Below are 18,071 nucleotides of genomic sequence, written 5' to 3' on the forward strand. Positions count from 1 at the left end.
GTCTGAACAAGCTGTGTTTCAGACGGCTTAAACATGAAAAGAGAAAAAGGATTCGATCATGTCTCAATTCGACGTAGCAGTTATTGGTGCAGGCCCCGGCGGTTATATCGCCGCCATCCGTGCCGCGCAACTCGGTTTTAAAACCGTCTGTATCGATGCAGGCGTAAACAAAGCAGGCGATGCGCCCGCATTGGGCGGCACATGTTTGAATGTCGGCTGTATTCCTTCCAAGGCTCTGTTGCAGTCTTCGGAACATTTTCATGCCGCCCAACACGATTTTGCCGAGCACGGCATTACCGTGGGCGATGTGAAATTCGATGCGGCCAAAATGATCGAACGCAAAGACGGCATCGTCACCAAACTTACCGGCGGTATTAAGTTTCTTTTCCAAAAAAACAAAGTGGAAAGCCTGTTCGGCAAAGGTTCTTTAAAAGGCCGTAACGGCGATGTTTGGCAGGTTGAAGTCGATAACAAAGGCGAAAAATCAGTTGTTGAGGCCAAACATGTAATCATCGCAACCGGTTCGGTTCCGCGTCCTCTGCCTTTAATCGATATCGACAACGTGAATGTATTGGACAACGAAGGTGCATTGAATCTGACCGAAGTGCCGAAGAAATTGGGCGTAATCGGTTCGGGCGTAATCGGCTTGGAAATGGGGTCGGTGTGGAAACGTGTGGGTTCTGAAGTCACCATTCTCGAAGCCATGCCTACTTTCTTGGCTGCCGCAGACCAGCAAATTGCCAAAGAAGCCTTTAAAGTATTCACGAAAGAACAAGGTTTGGCGATTGAGTTGGGTGTAAAAATCAATGAAATCAAAAACGACAAGAACGGTGTAACCGTATCTTACGAAGTCGGCGGTGGGGCGAAAACCGAAACCTTCGACAAACTGATCGTGTCTATCGGCCGTATCCCAAACACCGAAGGTTTGAATGCCGAAGGCGTGGGCTTGGAAAAAGACGAGCGCGGTTTCATTAAAGTGGACGGAGAGTGCCGCACCAATCTGCCCAACGTATGGGCCATCGGAGACGTGGTACGCGGCCCGATGTTGGCACACAAAGCCAGCGACGAAGGTGTTGCCGTAGCCGAGCGTATCGCCGGTCAAAAACCGCATTTGGATTTCAATACCATTCCGTTTGTGATTTACACCGATCCCGAAATCGCATGGGTAGGCAAAACCGAAGAACAACTGAAAGCCGAAGGCGTGGAATACAAAAAAGGCACTTCCGGCTTTGCAGCCAACGGCCGCGCTTTAGGTTTGGGCAAAGCCAAAGGTACGGTAAAAGTGTTGGCTTGTGCCAAAACCGACCGCGTATTGGGCGTTCACATGATCGGCCCGATGGTTTCCGAGCTGGTAGCCGAAGGCGTGATGAGCATGGAGTTCAGCGCCAGCAGCGAAGACATCGCGCGTATCGTTCACGCACACCCGACCTTGTCGGAAGTGTTGCACGAAGCGGCCTTGGCAGCAGACAAACGTGCTTTGCACGGCTAATTGACGATTGGCCTGATGTTTTGAAACTGCTCCGGTTTTTAGCCGGAGCAGTTTTATTTATACGACAAAAAACTTTCTTATCAAGCCCAATAAGGTTTTTCAGACGGCCTCTTGTGTTATTTTAAAACTATCAATGCTATGATTATTTCATAACAAGACGGGAAAACCTTACATGAGTATCAAACAATGGCCGGAAGGCGAACGTCCGCGCGAAAAGCTGCTGGAGCGCGGTGCGGGTGCGTTGAGCGATGCCGAATTGTTGGCGGTGCTGCTGCGGGTGGGAACGCGCGGCATGAGTGCGGTGGATTTGGCACGCCATCTGCTCAACGAGTTCGGCAGCTTGGGGCGGTTGATGAGTGCGGATGTCAAAGCATTGTCGGCGCACAAAGGCATGGGACTGGCGAGCTATACGCAATTTGCCGTGGTGCGCGAAATCGGACGGCGGATATTGGGCGAAGAGTTGCGCGAAACCGCCGTGTTGAACAATCCGCGCGACGTTGCCGATTTTCTGCGCCTGCATTTGGCGCACGAACGGGTAGAGGTGAGTTTGGCGTTGTTGCTGAATCAACAAAACCAACTGATTGCCCTGCACGAATTATCACGCGGCACGGTGGCCGAAAACACCGTTTATACCCGCGAAATCGTGAAACTCGCGCTCGACGAATACGCCAGCAGTATCATCATTGCCCACAACCACCCCGGCGGTTCGCCCGATCCTTCCGATGCCGACATTGCTTTCACGCACAGGTTGGCGCAAGCTTTGGATTTGGTAGACATCACGCTTTTAGACCATTTCATCGTTACCGCCCGCCGAGTAACGTCTTTACACGAACGCGGCTTGATGCGCGCGGTGTAGAGACACATTCAAGGCCGTCTGAAAAGCGTTATAATTCCGCCATTCTTTTTTCAGACGGCCTCAAACCTTCATGCTTTTTTCCGCCGATTTAGACTTCGACCGCCGCCATATCTGGCACCCTTACACCTCGGTGATCGATCCACTGCCCGTCTATCCCGTTGCCCGCACCGAAGGCGTGTACATAGAGCTTTCAGACGGCCGCAAGCTGGTGGACGGCATGTCGTCATGGTGGTGCGCACAACATGGCTACAATCATCCAGAACTGCTTGCCGCCGCCCACAATCAGCTCGACACCATGCCGCACATCATGTTCGGCGGCATCACCCACGAGCCTGCCGTCCGTCTGTGCCAAAGCCTGAAAACCATGCTGCCCGAAAATCTCGACTGCATTTTTCTGGCGGATTCCGGCTCGGTGGCGGTGGAAGTTTCCCTGAAAATGGCTCTGCAATATTGGCATGCGCGGGGCGAAGCGCGGAGCAAATTTCTTACCATCGAGCGCGGTTATCACGGCGACACCTTCGGCGCCATGAGCGTGTGCGACCCCGTAAACTCCATGCACAATCTTTACCGCCGTTTCCTGCCCGAACACATCTTCGTGCCTGCTCCGCAAAGCCGTTTCGACGGCGAATGGCAGCCAAGCGATATCGCCGCTTTTCAGACGGCCTTATCGCAACACAGCAACGATATCGCCGCCGTGATTCTCGAACCCATAGTGCAAGGCGCGGGCGGTATGCGCGTGTATCATCCCGAATATTTGCGGCAGGTGCGCGCCCTGTGCGACGAATACGGCATCTTATTGATTCTAGACGAAATCGCCACCGGCTTCGGGCGCACGGGCAAGCTGTTTGCGTGCGAACACGCCGCCATTCAGCCCGATATCATGTGCATCGGCAAAGCCCTCACCGGCGGCATGATGACGCTTTCCGCCACCGCCGCCACCCGCCATGTCGCCGAAACCGTGTGCGGCGGCGAAGCGGGCGTATTCATGCACGGCCCCACCTTTATGGGCAACCCGCTGGCCTGCGCCGTGGCCGAAGCCAACATGCAGATACTCAAACGCAACGAATGGCAGGCGCAAGTTGCCGCCATCGAAGCACATTTTCAGACGGCCTTAACACCGCTGGCCGCCCATAAAAACGTGGCCGACGTGCGCATTATCGGCGCCGTCGGCGTGGTCGAAACCCGCCGCCCCGTCAACATGGCCGCCATGCAGCAGTTTTTCGTGCAGCAAGGCCTGTGGATTCGGCCGTTCGGCAAGCTGGTTTACCTGATGCCGCCTTACATCATCCGCCCGCACGAATTGCAACGGCTCACCGATACCGTTGGCGCGGCCGTTCAAAAAACAGAATTGTTTCAATAACAACAAGGAATCATCATGGATTTGAAAGAAACCCAACTCAGCTCCGAGCCGATTTTTCAAGGCACGTTCATCAACATTGCCCGCGACACCATCCGCTTGCCCAACGGCAACGAAAGCACGCGCGTGGTGATCCGCCACCCCGGTGCCGCCTGCGTGCTGGCCGTAACCGACAACGACGAAGTGGTGTTGGTACGCCAATGGCGTTACGCTTGCGACCAAGCCTTGCTCGAACTGCCCGCAGGCAAACTCGATGCCGGCGAAGACCCCGCCGTCTGCGCCCTGCGCGAGCTGGCCGAAGAAACGCCTTACACTGCCGACAGCGTTAAGCTGTTGCACACTTTTTACACCGCGCCCGGCTTCTGCGACGAATTGATGTACCTCTACCAAGCCGAAGGCGTGCGCGAAGGCAGTACCTTGCAAAACGACGATGACGAATTTACCGAAACCGTGCTGATGAGCCGCGAAGAAGTGAAGGCGGCGTTGAAAAACAACCAAGTTTCAGACGGCAAAACCTTGGCCGGTTTGCAATATTGGCTGTTGAACAGTTAAGCCTGTTTGGATTGAGAATGCTTTGGCTGCTGCGTCGGCAATAGCTGTCAAGATGGCAGGCGGGTAGGGCGGAGCATCTAAAGCATTTTGAATGCCCGTAGTTTTTGCACACATAATGATGAGGCCGTCTGAAAAATTTCAGACGGCCTCAAAAAATTAACAATGTGAATGAAGCTCAAACCGTAACGTCATCAAAGCAAGGTTGGTTCATCCGTTATCAACCTGCTTTCAAACTTTGTTCAAAATCTTCCAACATGTCCAACTCAAAACGGCTGAAGCCTGCGCGCTCACGGGCTTCGATGTTGACGTAACCGCGGAAAATAAACAAATCGTAGCGCGCAATCAAAGTGCGGAATAGTGAAATCGGCTCCAAGCCGCGTTCAGCGCACAAATATTGATACCAACGGTTGCCGATTTGCACATGGCCGACTTCGTCGCGGTAGATGATGTCGAGCACTGCACAGGTTTCTAAATCGCCTTTTTGTTCCACTTTGGCTCGGATGGCGGGTGTAACGTCTAAACCGCGCGCTTCGAGTACGCGCGGCACCAACGCCATACGCAGCAGGGGGTCGTAGGCGGTTTTGTAGGCCATATCCCACAGATGGTTGTGCGCTTCGAAGTCGCCGTAATCATAGCCGTTCTCCTGAAGGCGTGCGCGCATCAGGCGGAAATGGGCGGCTTCTTCATAGGCAACGCGCAACCAGTCGGCTGTAAAAGCGGCAGGAAGGTTGCGGAAGCGGTAGGCGGCATCAAGAGCCAGATTGATGGCGTTAAATTCGATATGGCAAATCGCATGGAGCATGGCTGCGTAGCCTTCGGGCGTACCCATTTTGCGGGCGCGGACAGCGGTGGAGGGAACCAGCTCGGGTTTTTCGGGGCGGCCGGCAAAGCGGAAATCTTCGGGCGGTTCAGACGGCCCGTTGTTTAATATGCCCTTGGTGTAGGCAGAAAAAATTTCATCGGTAAGACGGCATTTAACTTCCGGATCGGTTGCATTTAACGCAGATAAAAGCAGGGGATAGACGGATTGTGTTGTATTCATGTGGCGGATTATACGGTAAACGCGATTTAAATTCAGGTTAAACGCCTGACGATTTTGCCCTTGTTCATAAGCAGTTAGTATGCCCGGCTTTCTTTACAAGGGAACACGGGGCTGAGTGCGGATGCCCAAAGTGTTGAATTTCCGATAAAAAGGCTTAATATACGCTCTAGCAATCTGCTGGGAGCCGATTGATTGATTTTCCCGAAAGGAACACCTGAGATGATTCAGAAAAAACAAATGTTTACTGCTCTTGCTGCCGTATTCGCCCTCGGTATCGGCAGCGCACAGGCCGGTGCGATTGACGCACTCAAGAAATTTAACGAAGATGCCGACGGTATCAGCGGCAGCTTCACCCAAACCGTAAAAAGTAAGAAGAAAACCCAAACCACCAGCGGTTCGTTTCAGATTTTGCGGCCCGGTTTGTTCAAATGGCAATACACTTCGCCCTACAAGCAAACGATAGTAGGCGACGGCAAAACCATTTGGTTATACGATGTAGATTTGGCGCAAGTAACCAAGTCGGCGCAAAACCAAACCATCGGCGACAGCCCCGCTGCGATTTTGTCGAACAAATCCGCGCTCGACAGCAGCTATTCTCTGCAAGAAGACGGCTCGGCAGGCGGTATTGATTATGTGCGTGCCATGCCGAAGAAAAACAACGCAGGCTATCAATACATCCGCATCGGTTTCAAAGGCGATGCTTTGGCTGCCATGCAGTTGAAAGACAGCTTCGGCAATGAAACCACCATCCGCTTCAGCAATTTGAACATGAAGCCGAATCTTTCGCGCGGCACATTTAAATTCACGCCGCCCAAAGGTGTGGATGTGTTGAGCAATTAATGTAATGTGAGCAAAGACGGGCTGTTTCAGACGGCCGTCTGAAATCATACAGATGCACCCGTTGCCGGTTGATACGGCAGCGGGTGTTTTGTTTGGTTGTAAGGCTTTTCAGACGGCCTCAAGTTTCACTAACGCAGGCCGCTTATCAATCGAAATAACGATTATGTGCGCAGACACTTGCAATCCGCGCGGGCAAAGAGTATTTTCATCACTTTTAACACATCCACTTGAGAAAATAATCATGGCAAGAGAAGTTCCCGCCGTATTCGGCAGTGTTTTTCATCAAGACATGCCTGTTTTGGCATTTGAAAACGGTTCGTGGCAGGAAGTGCGCTGGCAGCAGGCAAACGAACTGTCCCTTGCTCCGGGGGCGCATTGTTTGCATTACGGCAGCGAGTGTTTCGAAGGCTTGAAAGCATTCCGTCAAAAAAACGACGACATCGTTTTGTTCCGCCCCGATGCCAATATTGCGCGTATGCAGCAAAGTGCTAAGCTGCTCCATTTGCCTGTGCCGGAAGCGGAAGCGTTTCATGCCGCGCTGGTGGAGTTGGTGGCCCGTGCCGCCGATGAAATTCCCGATGCGCCGGCTGCGCTGTATCTGCGGCCGACTTTAATCGGCACCGACCCTGTGATCGGCAAAGCCGGTGTCGGATCGTCTAACGCATTGCTGTATATATTGGCTTCTCCTGTGGGGGATTATTTCAAAGCAGGGGCACCGATGAAGCTGTTGGTCGAAACCGAGCATATGCGCTGTGCGCCGCACATGGGGCGGGTGAAATGCGGCGGCAACTATGCGTCGGCTTTGCCGTGGGTAACGAAAGCCCGCGAAGAATATGGTGCGCATCAAGTATTGTTCTGCCCGAACGGCGACGTTCAAGAAACCGGCGCCTCTAACTTCGCACTGATTAAAGGCGACGAAATCATCACCAAGCCGCTCACCGACGAATTTCTGCACGGAGTGACCCGCGATTCGGTGCTCAAAATCGCCCGCGATATGGGTTATCAGGTGAGCGAGCGCAATTTCACGGTAAGCGAACTGAAAGAAGCGGTAGAAAACGGTGCCGAAGCCATTTTAACCGGCACGGCGGCGGTGATTTCTCCGGTAACTTCTTTTGTGATTGAGGGCAAAGAAATCGAAGTGCAAAGCCAAGAGCGCGGTGCGGCCATCCGCAAAGCAATTACCGACATTCAATACGGTTTGGTTGAAGACCGCCACGGCTGGTTGGTTAAAGTAAAGCCTTAACCAACCTGTAACAGCTTGCACGCAAAACGGCCATTTGGGCGCATTTTTGCGTTGCCTGCTTATGCTATGTCTGCCCCGTTGCGCTGCTACGCCATGAACTGTGTTCATATTAGGGGGCAAATGTCTCAGGCCGTCTGAAAAAACATAAACTTTCAGACGGCCTGTTTAGTCTTATCTTGATTGCAATCCCGCTCACTCTTTTAAACTGCAAACAATGAATATAGAAATCACATGGGGGCAGATGCTGATTTATCTGCATACTGCCGTGGCACTGGGTTTTATGGTGCGCGTACTCTACAAACAGCGCAACACCGGCACGGCATTTGCCTGGTTGATTATTTTGTTTCTGTTTCCTTTGTTCGGCGTGGCGGCATACCTGATGCTGGGCGAGCCGCGCTTGGGTATTGCCCGAGCCAAACGCACGGAAGAAATGAACCGGTTTTACGGCCGTTTCGCCGAACGTTATTTGGCCGATATCGATTTGGATACCACCGAAGAAGTTAGCCCCCGTTATCGCGGTATCGCCAAAGTGGCGGCAGACCCGACCGGATTGGGCGTTACGAAAAATAATGCCGTGTCGCTGCTGTCTTCCACCGCCGACATACTGGCGGCAATGGAAAACGATATCGAATCTGCAACCCAATCCTGCCTGCTTGCGTTTTATATCATCGACCCGCAAGGACGGATTGAACGCCTGTTAGACAGAGTTATCGAAGCGGCCGGACGCGGAGTGGATTGTGTGATTTTGGCCGATGCGGTGGGCAGCCGCAGTTTTTTCAACAGCGCATGGATAGAGAAGTTGCGTCATGCCGGCGTAGAAGTGCATGCCGCATTGCCGGTGGGGCCGCTGCGCACGCTGTTTACCCGCAGCGATTTGAGAAATCACCGCAAGTTGATGATTATCGACAAGAAAATAGGCTATACCGGCAGCTATAATCTCGTTGATCCGCACTTTTTCAAAAAAGGTGCGGGCGTGGGCGAGTGGGTGGATGTGATGATGCGCTGCACCGGCCCGATGGTGCTGGAAATGACGGCAGTGTTTTATGCCGATGTGGCGGTTGAAAACGATGAGAATTTGGTTGAAATACAAAAATACCTGAGCACTTATGTAGATATTATTCCGGCCATGCTGCCTGAAAAAATGCAAGCCGGAAAAGTGGTGGCGCAGGTTATCCCTTCCAGCCCCAGCCAAACCGACCGGGTAATCTACGAAACCATCATCAGCGCGATTTATGCGGCAACCCGCAAACTGGTGATCACCACTCCCTATTTTGTGCCCGACGATTCCCTGCTGATGGCGTTGACCAATGCCGCCAAACGGGGCGTTGAAGTTACCTTGATTCTGCCGGCCAAAGTCGATTCGCTGATGGTGCGTTACGCTTCGCAGGCCTATTACCCGATGCTGTTGCGCTCGGGCGTGAAAATCGCGCTTTTCGACGGCGGCTTGCTGCACGCCAAAACCATGACGGTGGACGACGGCTACACGCTTTTCGGCACGGTAAACATGGATATGCGCAGCTTCTTTTTGAATTTGGAAATCAGTTTGGCCATATACGATAAAGGCATGACCAAACAGGTGCGCGATTTGCAGGCGCATTATTTGCAAAGCAGCCGTTATGTGAGCATTAAAAATTGGCAGCAACGTGCGCGATGGTGGGGATTGGTCGAAAACACCGTGCGTTTGATGAGCCCGTTGTTGTAATACGGTATTGTCGTTGACAGGCCGTCTGAAAATATTCAGACGGTCTCCTATGGGCAATTGCATAATTTTATAGCAATTCTGAAAATATATAAGTGTGTATACATTTTCTTGGTGAAGTTTGGGTTAGAAATTAAGCTGAAACTAAAAGATGTTTTGTTTTGTCGTATTGGTAAAATTTTGCTAATCGCATTCAGAGAGATGTTGAATGAATAAATGTTTGATTTGAGCTACTCAAATTTATTTTTAAGTGAAGTAGATAAAATGAACATTATGAATATGAAATATAAAAGTAAAAAAAGAAGCATTGAAGCGCATAATAAAAATAAAGTACAATTCCGAACTTTGAATTTAACTCCAAAAATCCATTATATAGTAGTTTCTTTGTCTGAAAGCTACTGTATCTTGTGTTGAAGGTAAGAGTTTTTGGTATAACTTTCAATAAAGTAATTGAGATGGTACTAACTTAAGATAGGATAAGCAGATGAATGCAGCAAATGACCTGAAAGTTACAAAGCGAGACGGTAGGTTAGAACCGTTGGACCTTTATAAAATCCACCGCGTCATCAACTGGGCGGCGGAAGGTTTGGACAATGTTTCCGTTTCTCAGGTCGAGCTGAAGTCGCATATCCAGTTTTACAACGGCATCCGTACCGACGATATCCACGAAACCATCATCAAAGCGGCGGCCGATTTAATTTCACAAGATACGCCCGATTACCAATATCTCGCCGCACGCTTGGCGATTTTCCATTTACGCAAAATTGCATATGGCGAATTCGAGCCGCCGCACCTGTTCGACCACGTTTCCAAGCTCACCGAAGCGGGTAAATACGACCGCCATATCCTTGCCGATTACAGCCGTGAAGAATTCGAAGAATTGAACGATTATATCGACCACGAGCGCGATATGACTTTCTCTTACGGTGCGGTCAAGCAGCTTGAAGGCAAATATCTGGTGCAAAACCGCGTAACCCGCCAAATCTACGAAACGCCGCAGTTTCTGTATATTTTGGTGGCCATGTGCCTGTTTGCCAAATATCCGAAAGCCACCCGTTTGGATTATGTGAAACGCTTTTACGATGCCGTTTCCACCTTCAAAATTTCCCTGCCTACGCCGATTATGTCGGGCGTGCGCACGCCGACGCGCCAATTCTCAAGCTGCGTGTTGATTGAGTGCGACGACAGTCTCGACAGCATCAACGCCACCACCAGCGCGATTGTGAAATACGTTTCGCAACGTGCCGGTATCGGCATCAACGCAGGCCGTATCCGCGGCTTGGGCAGCGAAATCCGCGGCGGCGAGGCACAACACACCGGCTGTATTCCGTTTTTCAAAATGTTCCAAGCCGCGGTTAAGTCTTGTTCGCAAGGCGGCGTGCGCGGCGGCGCGGCTACTCTGTTTTACCCGCTGTGGCACATCGAAGTGGAAAGCCTGCTGGTGCTGAAAAACAACCGCGGCGTAGAAGACAACCGCGTTCGCCATCTCGACTACGGCGTGCAAATCAACCGCCTGCTTTATACCCGCCTGATTAAAGGCGGCAACATTACCTTGTTCTCGCCCAACGAAGTACCCGGCTTGTACGAAGCGTTTTTTGCCGATCAAGACCAGTTCGAGTGTTTGTATACGCAATACGAACAGGATCCGAATATCCGCAAACGTTCACTGCCTGCAACCGAACTGTTTTCATTGATGATGCAGGAACGCGCCGGCACAGGCCGCATCTACATTCAAAACGTCGATCATTGCAACACGCACAGCCCGTTTGACCCCAAAGTCGCGCCTGTGCGCCAATCCAACCTGTGCCTGGAAATCGCCCTGCCGACCAAGCCGTTAAACGACATCAACGATGAAAACGGCGAAATAGCCTTGTGTACCTTGTCGGCATTCAACTTGGGCGCGCTGGAAAGTTTGGATGAACTCGAAGGCTTGGCCGATCTCGCCGTCCGCGCACTCGATGCCTTGTTGGATTATCAGGATTACCCCGTTAAAGCGGCCAAAGTCGCCACCATGAACCGCCGCACCCTCGGCATCGGCGTGATTAACTACGCCTACTATTTGGCCAAAAACGGTGTGAAATACAGCGACGATTCCGCTATCCCTTTAACCCACCGCACCTTTGAAGCCATCCAATACTACTTGCTCAAAGCCTCGGTGGAACTCGCCAAAGAATTCGGAGCCTGCCCGCTGTTCAATGAAACTACTTACGCGCAAGGCAAACTGCCGATTGATACCTACAAAAAAGATTTGGATGCCATCTGCCAAGAGCCGCTGCATCTCGATTGGGAAAGCCTGCGTGCCGACATTGTGAAGCACGGCCTGCGCAATTCAACCTTAACCGCCTTGATGCCGTCTGAAACCAGCTCGCAGATTGCCAACGCCACCAACGGCATCGAACCGCCGCGCGGTTTGGTGTCTGTCAAAGCCTCGAAAGACGGTATTCTGAAACAAGTGGTGCCTGAATTCGGCCGTCTGAAAAACCAATACGAACTGCTGTGGCAAATGCCTTCCAACGACGGTTATTTAAAACTTGTCGGCATTATGCAGAAGTTTGTCGATCAGGCCATTTCCGCCAATACCAGCTACGACCCGCAACGCTTCGAAGGCGGCCGCGTCCCGATGAAGCAACTGCTGAAAGATTTGCTCACCGCCTACAAATTCGGCTTGAAAACCCTGTATTACCATAACACCCGCGACGGAGCTGACGATACGCAGACTGACTTGCAGGATGACGGCTGTGTTGGTGGGGCTTGTAAGATCTAGATGTAAGTTTAAAAGCTAGCCCATATTGAGTTTTTCAATATGGGCTATGCAATAGTTTTTCAGAAGAGGAACTTTTTTTGTGGCAACACGCAGAGTAATTATAGTAGGTGACCGAACTACACATGGTGGTATAGTTTTAACTGGTTCGAGTACGATGCTAGTGGAAGGAAAGCAAATCGCAAAAATAGGAGATTTGGTACATTGTCCAAAATGTAATGGCACTTTCCCTATTATAGAAGGCTCCAATCAGGCGTTTTTCTTTGGTACAGGTGTTGCACTTGAAGGAATGAAAGTGGCATGTGGAGCTGTATTAATAGGCTCACAATCATTAATGTATGTTGATGATGAAGCTAGTGGCTCGGGTAAGTCACATATTTCGCTTAATGTTTTAGAGAATAAAAAAGAGATTGAGAAAAAAATAATAGATTTATATTGGTCTTATGGTGAAAATAAAATCCGATTAGATCAAGAAAAATCAAGATATTATACGGATTTGAATTTGCATATTGTTACCGAGAATTATCATGATGGGGAGCTTGTTTCGGTAGAGTGTGAATATGAAGGGGAGATGGGGATTAGTAAGAAAACGGTTTCAGCAGTTGTGAATAATAATGCAGCCTGTATTTTGCAGGTGTTTAAAAATGAAAGAATTATAGTTTAGTGGAACTATTATGACCATCACAGTAACTGCTCAAGGAAGTTCAGCTTCTATTTCTATTAAAAGACCGAGATTTTCTGATTTATGGAAAGCTTATCCTAAAAAATCAAGTGCAGAAGAAGCTTACCGGCAGGCAGGCGGTATTCCGCTTGCGTTATATTTAGAAAACTCAACCGCTTATGAGAATGCTTGTGCTATCAGATTGAGCCATTCATTCAATGAAGGAAATTTTCCTTTAACTAAACAGAAATTATCCAGTGTGAAAAATGCTTACGCTCAAAAAGGAGCAAATGGAAAACCATATCTATTCAGAGTTAATGACATGATTAAGTATGTTACTAATCAGTTAGGAAAACCTGACATAGAATTAATAGCAAATGGAACTAATCAAAGTAAACATTTCGCAGGCATGCAAGGCATCATTATTTTTGTGGTTAAAGGGTGGGGTAATGCAACCGGGCATGTGACATTATGGAATGACTATGAATGTGGAGACAAATGTTATTTCCAACCAAATAATGCAACGTTAGTAAAAATATTATTTTGGAGATTAATAGATTGAAAAACAAATTTTATCTTTCAGTTTTTATAATATTACTCTCAAATTCTATATCATCATATGCGAAATCAAATGAAATTATAAAAAACCGTCAGCTTCTAAAAAACTATGGTATTGCTCATTGTATTGCAAAGTTTGGAGAAGGCGAGTGGTTGAAAAAAGACTTGGGCAATGCAAAAAGTCTATATTTTCAAGCAGGAAGTTATCACGGAGATGCACTTAAGCATATTGATCGTTATTTTGGAAAGGAAATGGCTAATTCCAAAGAAGCCGATAGTGGAAATAATCCTTTAATTTTTCATAAATGTTTAACTATCTATAATTCACCTAAGTATCAGAAATTTATAAATGGTTTGGTGAAATAAATTGACAATTCTATATTAGAAATTGAGATGTCGAGAGAGTTTTATGTCCTGCGAACACCTAGTGATGTCATACAGTACATTCAGCAAAGCAAAAAATGATGCTTTGCAGGAGCCGATGTTTTTCGGCCAGCCTGTGAATGTTGCCCGTTATGACCAACAAAAATACGAAATTTTTGAAAAACTGATTGAAAAACAACTGTCTTTCTTTTGGCGGCCGGAAGAAATCGACGTGTCGCGCGACCGTATCGATTACCAGAATCTGCCTGATCATGAAAAGCATATTTTCATCAGCAACCTGAAATACCAAACGCTGTTGGATTCGATTCAGGGCCGCAGCCCGAATGTGGCTTTGCTGCCGTTGGTGTCGATTCCGGAGTTGGAAACGTGGATTGAAACGTGGTCGTTTTCGGAAACCATCCATTCGCGCAGCTATACGCACATTATCCGCAATATTGTGAACGACCCTTCGTTGGTGTTCGATGATATTGTCGATAACGAATACATCATTGCCCGTGCGGAAGATATCGCCTGCTATTACGATGATTTGATTGAATATACCCAATACTACAATCTGTTGGGCGAGGGCGAGCACCGTGTGAACGGCAAGGTGGTTATGGTTAACAAGCGCGAGCTGAAAAAGAAACTGTATCTGTGCCTGATGTGCGTGAATGTGCTGGAAGCGATCCGTTTTTATGTGTCGTTTGCCTGCTCGTTTGCTTTTGCCGAACGCGAGTTGATGGAAGGCAATGCGAAAATCATCAAGTTGATTGCGCGTGATGAAGCTTTGCACTTAACCAGCACGCAGCATATGTTGAACCTGATGCGCAGCGGTGCGGACGACCCTGAAATGGCTGAAATTGCCGCCGAATTGGAACAGGAATGTTTCGAGTTGTTTAAAACGGCGGCCACTCAGGAAAAAGAGTGGGCGGAATATCTGTTTAAAGACGGCTCGATGATTGGCCTGAATAAGGAAATTTTGAGCCAGTATGTTGAATATATTACCAATTTGCGCATGGCAGCGGTTGGTTTGAAGCCTGCTTTTGAAGGGGCGAGCCAAAACCCGATTCCGTGGATCAATGCTTGGTTGTCGTCCGACAACGTTCAGGTGGCGCCGCAGGAAGTGGAAATCAGCTCTTACTTAATCGGCCAGATTGATGCCGAAGTGAGTGCCGACGATTTGGGTGATTTCGAACTTTAAGGCCGTCTGAACAGTCGGGCTGCTTACGGACAATGATTCTGCGCCCGATGTTGTTGTGATGGGTGTATCGGCGGATAGGCTGCTCCGCCTTTGCACATTATTATGCAGTGCGCTGCGGCGTTTTGAATCTGAATATTCGGGCCGTCTGAAAGCTTCTGGGAACGGGAGTTTCAGACGGCCTCAAGTTTCAAAGTTGTTTCAGGCCGTCTGAAAGCGAGCTTTAGTGAGTTTCGCTAAAGCGAATTTCGCTAAAATCTCTTAACCGGGTTTCGTCAAAATGAGTGATGCAGACGGGCAAAATACGGGCCGTTGCAGCACAAGTGGAATGTCTTGATATATGCCTTTAATTACCACACGAGACAAAATTTTCGAGCTTCAAAACGGTGAAACGTTGTTGGAAGGTTTGGAGCGCACCGGCCATGAGGTCGAATACCAATGCCGCAGCGGTTATTGCGGTTCGTGCCGTGTGAAAATATTATCGGGCAGGGTGGAATATGATGATTTTCCGTTGGCGTTTGTGGCACCGGGCGAAATTCTGCCGTGTTGTTGCCGGGTAACGGAGGCGGTGGAGCTGGATTGCCGGTTGCGCGTGGAAGAACCGGATTTGTTTGATGTCGATTTATTTGATGAATAAAAGCGGCATTAAAGATATTTTGTTACTAAACTGAAGCAGATTGACTGTATATGGCGGAGAGGCCGTCTGAAACCTTGTTTTCAGACGGCCTCTCCGCATTGGTGTGTGATGGTGTTATGCGGAAAGCTGTTCCAGCAGCGCCTGAGTTAACGCCAGTTGTTTTTTAGGGTTGTCGAGTTGGGGGCTGAACAGCACGAAGCTGTCTTCGGCGCGTTCGTCGAGCGTGGCGATTTTGGCATAGCGCAGGCTGATGTCTTGAGCGGACAGCACTTCGGCTATGTCGGCCAGTAGATAAGGGCGGTTGACGGCGACGATTTCGAGGGTGTACCAGCCCGGATAGTCGGTTTCGGGCATCAGGTGTACGCTCGGTGCGATCGGCAGGTGGCGGCTGCGGCGGCTGCGGACGGCGGTGCTGTGCGGGGTATGGTTTTGGGTGGTGTCGAAGCCGTGAATGAAATTATTGATTTCGGCTTCTAATCCGCTTTGTACGCTGCGGTATTCGCCGCTGTCGTATTTTTCGGGTATCTGCACGATAAAGGTGTCGAGAATATAGTTGTGCTCGGTAACGAAAGCGCGGGCGGCGAGAATGTCGAACCCGTGGCGGCTGAAAATGCGGCACAGGCGGGCAAACAGGCGCGGGGCGTTGGGCATGAACACCATCACTTGCAGCGTTCCGCCTTCGAGCAGGCGGCTGCGTATTTGGGGGGATTCGGTTTGGTGGACGAGATTGGCGGTGTGCCAGAGGATGTCTTGCAATTCGTGGCGCACAAAATAGGCCGAGCCGAGTGCCTGCCAAAGTTTTTTCTGTTGCTTTTCGGGTGTGCCTGCGCGGTTGAGTTGGTCGACCGCACTCTGTTGGCGGCGGCTGACCAGTTGGTGGCGGCTGCCGCTTTCTCCGGCAAAACGGCGGGCGGCGGCGTGAAACAGGCTTTCGAGCAAACCGGCTTTCCAGCTGTTCCATAATTTGGGATTGGTGCCGCGGATATCGGATACGGTGAGCAGGTAAAGGGCGGACAAGCGCTCGCGGGTTTGTACGCGTTCGCAGAAATGGCTGATCACGTCGGGGTCTTGGATGTCTTCTTTTTGCGCCACGGCCGACATGAGCAGGTGGTCTTCTACCAGCCAGCACAGCAGCGCGCTTTCTTCTTCGCTGAGAAAATGGTCGTCGGCAAAACGGCGGGCGTCGGCAATGCCTTCGATGGAGTGGTCGCCGCCGCGGCCTTTGGCGATGTCGTGGAAAAATGCGGCGAGATAGAGAATGTGTTTTTTCTCGAAAGCGTGCATCAATGCCGAAGCAAACGGCAGCTCATGGCTGCGCGAGTCCATCGCCAAACGCCGCATATTGTGCAAAACGGTGAGAATGTGGTCGTCGACGGGGTAGATGTGGAAGAGGTCGTGCTGGAGCAGGCCGACGATTTTGCCCCACGCGGGCAGATAGCGTTCCAGCACGCCGTAGAGGTTGAGAAAACGCATCACATGGGTCAGCCCTTCGCCTTGCTTGAAAAAGCCTGCGAAGCGGCGGCGGTTTTCGGCATTGTCGTAAAACCGGCGGTTGATTTTGCGGGTGGCCGCCCACCATGCGCGCAGGGTTTTTGGGGCGATGCTGGAAATATCGTTGCGGGTTTGCAGAATCTCGATGATTTTAAACAGATGCTCGGGCTGGCGGGCAAACAGTTTTTTGTCGTACACGGCAACCTGATTGTCGAGTTGGTAATAGTGCTCGTCGATGCGGTGAACCACGCGGCGCACCAGCGAATAGACGCGGCCGCGCAACATGGGCAGCAGAATGCCGCCCAATTGGATCAGGGTTTTGCCGGCACGGTAAAACATACGCATCAGCTTTTCGCTTCTTTCGCGCCGGCTTTCGTTTTGCCAGCCCAGATTCTCGGCAACTTGCGACTGCAAATCGAAAATCAGGCGGTCTTCGTTGCGCCCGGCAGACAGATGCAGCTCGATGCGGATGGTGGCCAAACGGGTGTGGCTGTTGAGCAGCATGGCGGCTTCGGTGCGGGTGAGTACGCCTTGCGCAATCAACGTGCCTAAAGGTGCATCCAAACCTTGGGCTTTGGCCAGCCACAGCATGGTGTGGATATCGCGCAGGCCGCCGGGGCAGGTTTTGATGTTAGGCTCCAGCACCGCTCCCGTTCCTTGCGATTTGGCATGCCTTTGTTGCATTTCGAGCAGTTTGGCTTCGATAAAAGATACGGTGTCGCGCTGGAGGTTCATGCGTTCGAGCAGTTCGGTGCCGACGCTGCGGTTGCCGCACAGAATGCGGGCTTCGAGAAAGGCAGTGTCGCCGGTAATGTCTTCACGCGCACTCTCGCACAATTCCGAAATGCTGCCTGCTTTAAGGGCGGGAGTAAGCTGCATATCCCACAAAGCCTGCACGAATGCGGCGGTGCGTTCCTGTTCTTGAGGCGTAAGCGGCTCGGCGGACACCAAAGCCAAATCAACATCGGAATACGGATACATTTCGCCGCGCCCGAAACCGCCCGTGGCCATCAGGCACAGGTTGGTATGGTCTGAAAAAAGCGTCTGCCACAAAACGGCCAACGCTTCTTCGACGGCCGCTCCGTATTGCTCGAAAAATATCAGGGGGTTATGCCGGACACGGTAAGCATCGACGGCTTGTTGTTTACGGGTTTTTAAGGTGTCGGCGGCTAAAGGAATCAGGTTGTGCATAATCTTATCGAGCAGTTGTGTGGTAGGCAGCAGCCGTTTGACTGTTCAGACGGCCTTATGGCTGAATGTGCGGAAGATAGGCATAAAGCCTGATTATCCGACCGAACCGCCGTGCTTACAATACTTCTGTGCC

The 18,071-nt window shown here is 50.5% G+C and carries 15 protein-coding genes; 13 read left to right on the forward strand and 2 right to left on the reverse strand.

All coding sequences use genetic code 11. The annotated features are described in order from the left end of the window. Positions 1-58 precede the first annotated feature (58 nt). The 4 genes from lpdA to LVJ88_RS04420 all read left to right on the forward strand — a co-directional run bounded on the left by lpdA (position 59) and on the right by LVJ88_RS04420 (position 4,254). Positions 59-1,489 carry a dihydrolipoyl dehydrogenase gene (gene lpdA, locus LVJ88_RS04405; RefSeq protein ID WP_085417739.1) on the forward strand — a complete coding sequence of 477 codons (1,431 nt, stop codon included), beginning with the start codon at positions 59-61 and terminating at the stop codon, positions 1,487-1,489. A 172-nt stretch (positions 1,490-1,661) separates the two neighbouring features. After that, on the forward strand, positions 1,662-2,345 hold the full coding sequence (radC, locus tag LVJ88_RS04410) for a RadC family protein (RefSeq protein ID WP_085417740.1): 684 nt from the start codon (positions 1,662-1,664) through the stop codon (positions 2,343-2,345). Positions 2,346-2,415: 70 nt separating this feature from the next. Continuing rightward, entirely contained in the window at positions 2,416-3,705 is a 1,290-nt protein-coding gene (gene bioA, locus LVJ88_RS04415) for an adenosylmethionine--8-amino-7-oxononanoate transaminase (protein ID WP_085417741.1), read from the forward strand. 15 nt (positions 3,706-3,720) lie between these two features. After that, positions 3,721-4,254, forward strand: a complete 534-nt coding sequence (locus tag LVJ88_RS04420) for an NUDIX hydrolase (protein ID WP_085417742.1) — start codon at positions 3,721-3,723, stop codon at positions 4,252-4,254. A gap of 217 nt (positions 4,255-4,471) precedes the next feature. Here the strand turns inward: LVJ88_RS04420 and LVJ88_RS04425 are convergent, their stop codons facing one another. Beyond that, complete coding sequence (locus LVJ88_RS04425; RefSeq protein ID WP_085417743.1) at positions 4,472-5,296, reverse strand: ferritin-like domain-containing protein; 825 nt, start codon at positions 5,294-5,296, stop codon at positions 4,472-4,474. Between the two features lie 219 nt (positions 5,297-5,515). Between LVJ88_RS04425 and lolA the strand changes: the two genes are divergently transcribed. From lolA to yfaE, 9 genes are all read left to right on the forward strand, one after another. Then, complete coding sequence (gene lolA, locus LVJ88_RS04430; protein ID WP_054598563.1) at positions 5,516-6,136, forward strand: outer membrane lipoprotein periplasmic chaperone LolA; 621 nt, start codon at positions 5,516-5,518, stop codon at positions 6,134-6,136. Positions 6,137-6,377: 241 nt separating this feature from the next. Then, the gene (gene ilvE / locus LVJ88_RS04435; RefSeq protein WP_085356398.1) at positions 6,378-7,379 is read left to right on the forward strand and encodes a branched-chain-amino-acid transaminase; all 1,002 of its coding nucleotides are present in this window, start codon (positions 6,378-6,380) and stop codon (positions 7,377-7,379) included. A 214-nt stretch (positions 7,380-7,593) separates the two neighbouring features. Then, positions 7,594-9,081, forward strand: coding sequence for a cardiolipin synthase (gene cls, locus LVJ88_RS04440; protein ID WP_054598565.1), 1,488 nt, complete (start codon positions 7,594-7,596; stop codon positions 9,079-9,081). A gap of 481 nt (positions 9,082-9,562) precedes the next feature. Beyond that, positions 9,563-11,842, forward strand: coding sequence for a class 1a ribonucleoside-diphosphate reductase subunit alpha (nrdA, locus tag LVJ88_RS04445; RefSeq protein WP_085417744.1), 2,280 nt, complete (start codon positions 9,563-9,565; stop codon positions 11,840-11,842). A gap of 79 nt (positions 11,843-11,921) precedes the next feature. Further along, positions 11,922-12,503 (forward strand): PAAR domain-containing protein, encoded by a 582-nt coding sequence (locus LVJ88_RS04450; protein WP_082402913.1) that lies wholly within the window; start codon positions 11,922-11,924, stop codon positions 12,501-12,503. 10 nt (positions 12,504-12,513) lie between these two features. Next, positions 12,514-13,062 (forward strand): type VI secretion system amidase effector protein Tae4, encoded by a 549-nt coding sequence (locus LVJ88_RS04455; RefSeq protein WP_054598567.1) that lies wholly within the window; start codon positions 12,514-12,516, stop codon positions 13,060-13,062. Continuing rightward, the gene (locus tag LVJ88_RS04460; RefSeq protein WP_158087926.1) at positions 13,059-13,424 is read left to right on the forward strand and encodes a hypothetical protein; all 366 of its coding nucleotides are present in this window, start codon (positions 13,059-13,061) and stop codon (positions 13,422-13,424) included. Before LVJ88_RS04455 ends, LVJ88_RS04460 begins: the two co-directional genes overlap by 4 nt. Positions 13,425-13,488: 64 nt before the next feature. Beyond that, positions 13,489-14,622: a class Ia ribonucleoside-diphosphate reductase subunit beta gene (gene nrdB / locus LVJ88_RS04465; protein ID WP_085417745.1), complete on the forward strand. Its 1,134-nt coding sequence runs from the start codon at positions 13,489-13,491 to the stop codon at positions 14,620-14,622. 337 nt (positions 14,623-14,959) lie between these two features. Beyond that, positions 14,960-15,256 carry a class I ribonucleotide reductase maintenance protein YfaE gene (yfaE, locus tag LVJ88_RS04470; protein ID WP_054598569.1) on the forward strand — a complete coding sequence of 99 codons (297 nt, stop codon included), beginning with the start codon at positions 14,960-14,962 and terminating at the stop codon, positions 15,254-15,256. Between the two features lie 114 nt (positions 15,257-15,370). Here the strand turns inward: yfaE and glnD are convergent, their stop codons facing one another. Next, positions 15,371-17,938 carry a [protein-PII] uridylyltransferase gene (gene glnD, locus LVJ88_RS04475; RefSeq protein ID WP_085417746.1) on the reverse strand — a complete coding sequence of 856 codons (2,568 nt, stop codon included), beginning with the start codon at positions 17,936-17,938 and terminating at the stop codon, positions 15,371-15,373. Between the last annotated feature and the right edge of the window lie 133 nt (positions 17,939-18,071).

Origin of the sequence: Neisseria dumasiana, assembly GCF_022870885.1 — a bacterium.
GTDB lineage: Bacteria > Pseudomonadota > Gammaproteobacteria > Burkholderiales > Neisseriaceae > Neisseria > Neisseria dumasiana.

What these genes read in the sequence shown, in the direction of transcription:
- lpdA (WP_085417739.1), top strand. Translation starts at nt 59, where the DNA reads ATGTCTCAATTCGACGTAGCAGTTATTGGTGCAGGCCCCGGCGGTTAT.
- radC (WP_085417740.1), top strand. Translation starts at nt 1,662, where the DNA reads ATGAGTATCAAACAATGGCCGGAAGGCGAACGTCCGCGCGAAAAGCTG.
- bioA (WP_085417741.1), top strand. Translation starts at nt 2,416, where the DNA reads ATGCTTTTTTCCGCCGATTTAGACTTCGACCGCCGCCATATCTGGCAC.
- LVJ88_RS04420 (WP_085417742.1), top strand. Translation starts at nt 3,721, where the DNA reads ATGGATTTGAAAGAAACCCAACTCAGCTCCGAGCCGATTTTTCAAGGC.
- LVJ88_RS04425 (WP_085417743.1), bottom strand. Translation starts at nt 5,296, where the DNA reads ATGAATACAACACAATCCGTCTATCCCCTGCTTTTATCTGCGTTAAAT.
- lolA (WP_054598563.1), top strand. Translation starts at nt 5,516, where the DNA reads ATGATTCAGAAAAAACAAATGTTTACTGCTCTTGCTGCCGTATTCGCC.
- ilvE (WP_085356398.1), top strand. Translation starts at nt 6,378, where the DNA reads ATGGCAAGAGAAGTTCCCGCCGTATTCGGCAGTGTTTTTCATCAAGAC.
- cls (WP_054598565.1), top strand. Translation starts at nt 7,594, where the DNA reads ATGAATATAGAAATCACATGGGGGCAGATGCTGATTTATCTGCATACT.
- nrdA (WP_085417744.1), top strand. Translation starts at nt 9,563, where the DNA reads ATGAATGCAGCAAATGACCTGAAAGTTACAAAGCGAGACGGTAGGTTA.
- LVJ88_RS04455 (WP_054598567.1), top strand. Translation starts at nt 12,514, where the DNA reads ATGACCATCACAGTAACTGCTCAAGGAAGTTCAGCTTCTATTTCTATT.
- nrdB (WP_085417745.1), top strand. Translation starts at nt 13,489, where the DNA reads ATGTCATACAGTACATTCAGCAAAGCAAAAAATGATGCTTTGCAGGAG.
- yfaE (WP_054598569.1), top strand. Translation starts at nt 14,960, where the DNA reads ATGCCTTTAATTACCACACGAGACAAAATTTTCGAGCTTCAAAACGGT.
- glnD (WP_085417746.1), bottom strand. Translation starts at nt 17,938, where the DNA reads ATGCACAACCTGATTCCTTTAGCCGCCGACACCTTAAAAACCCGTAAA.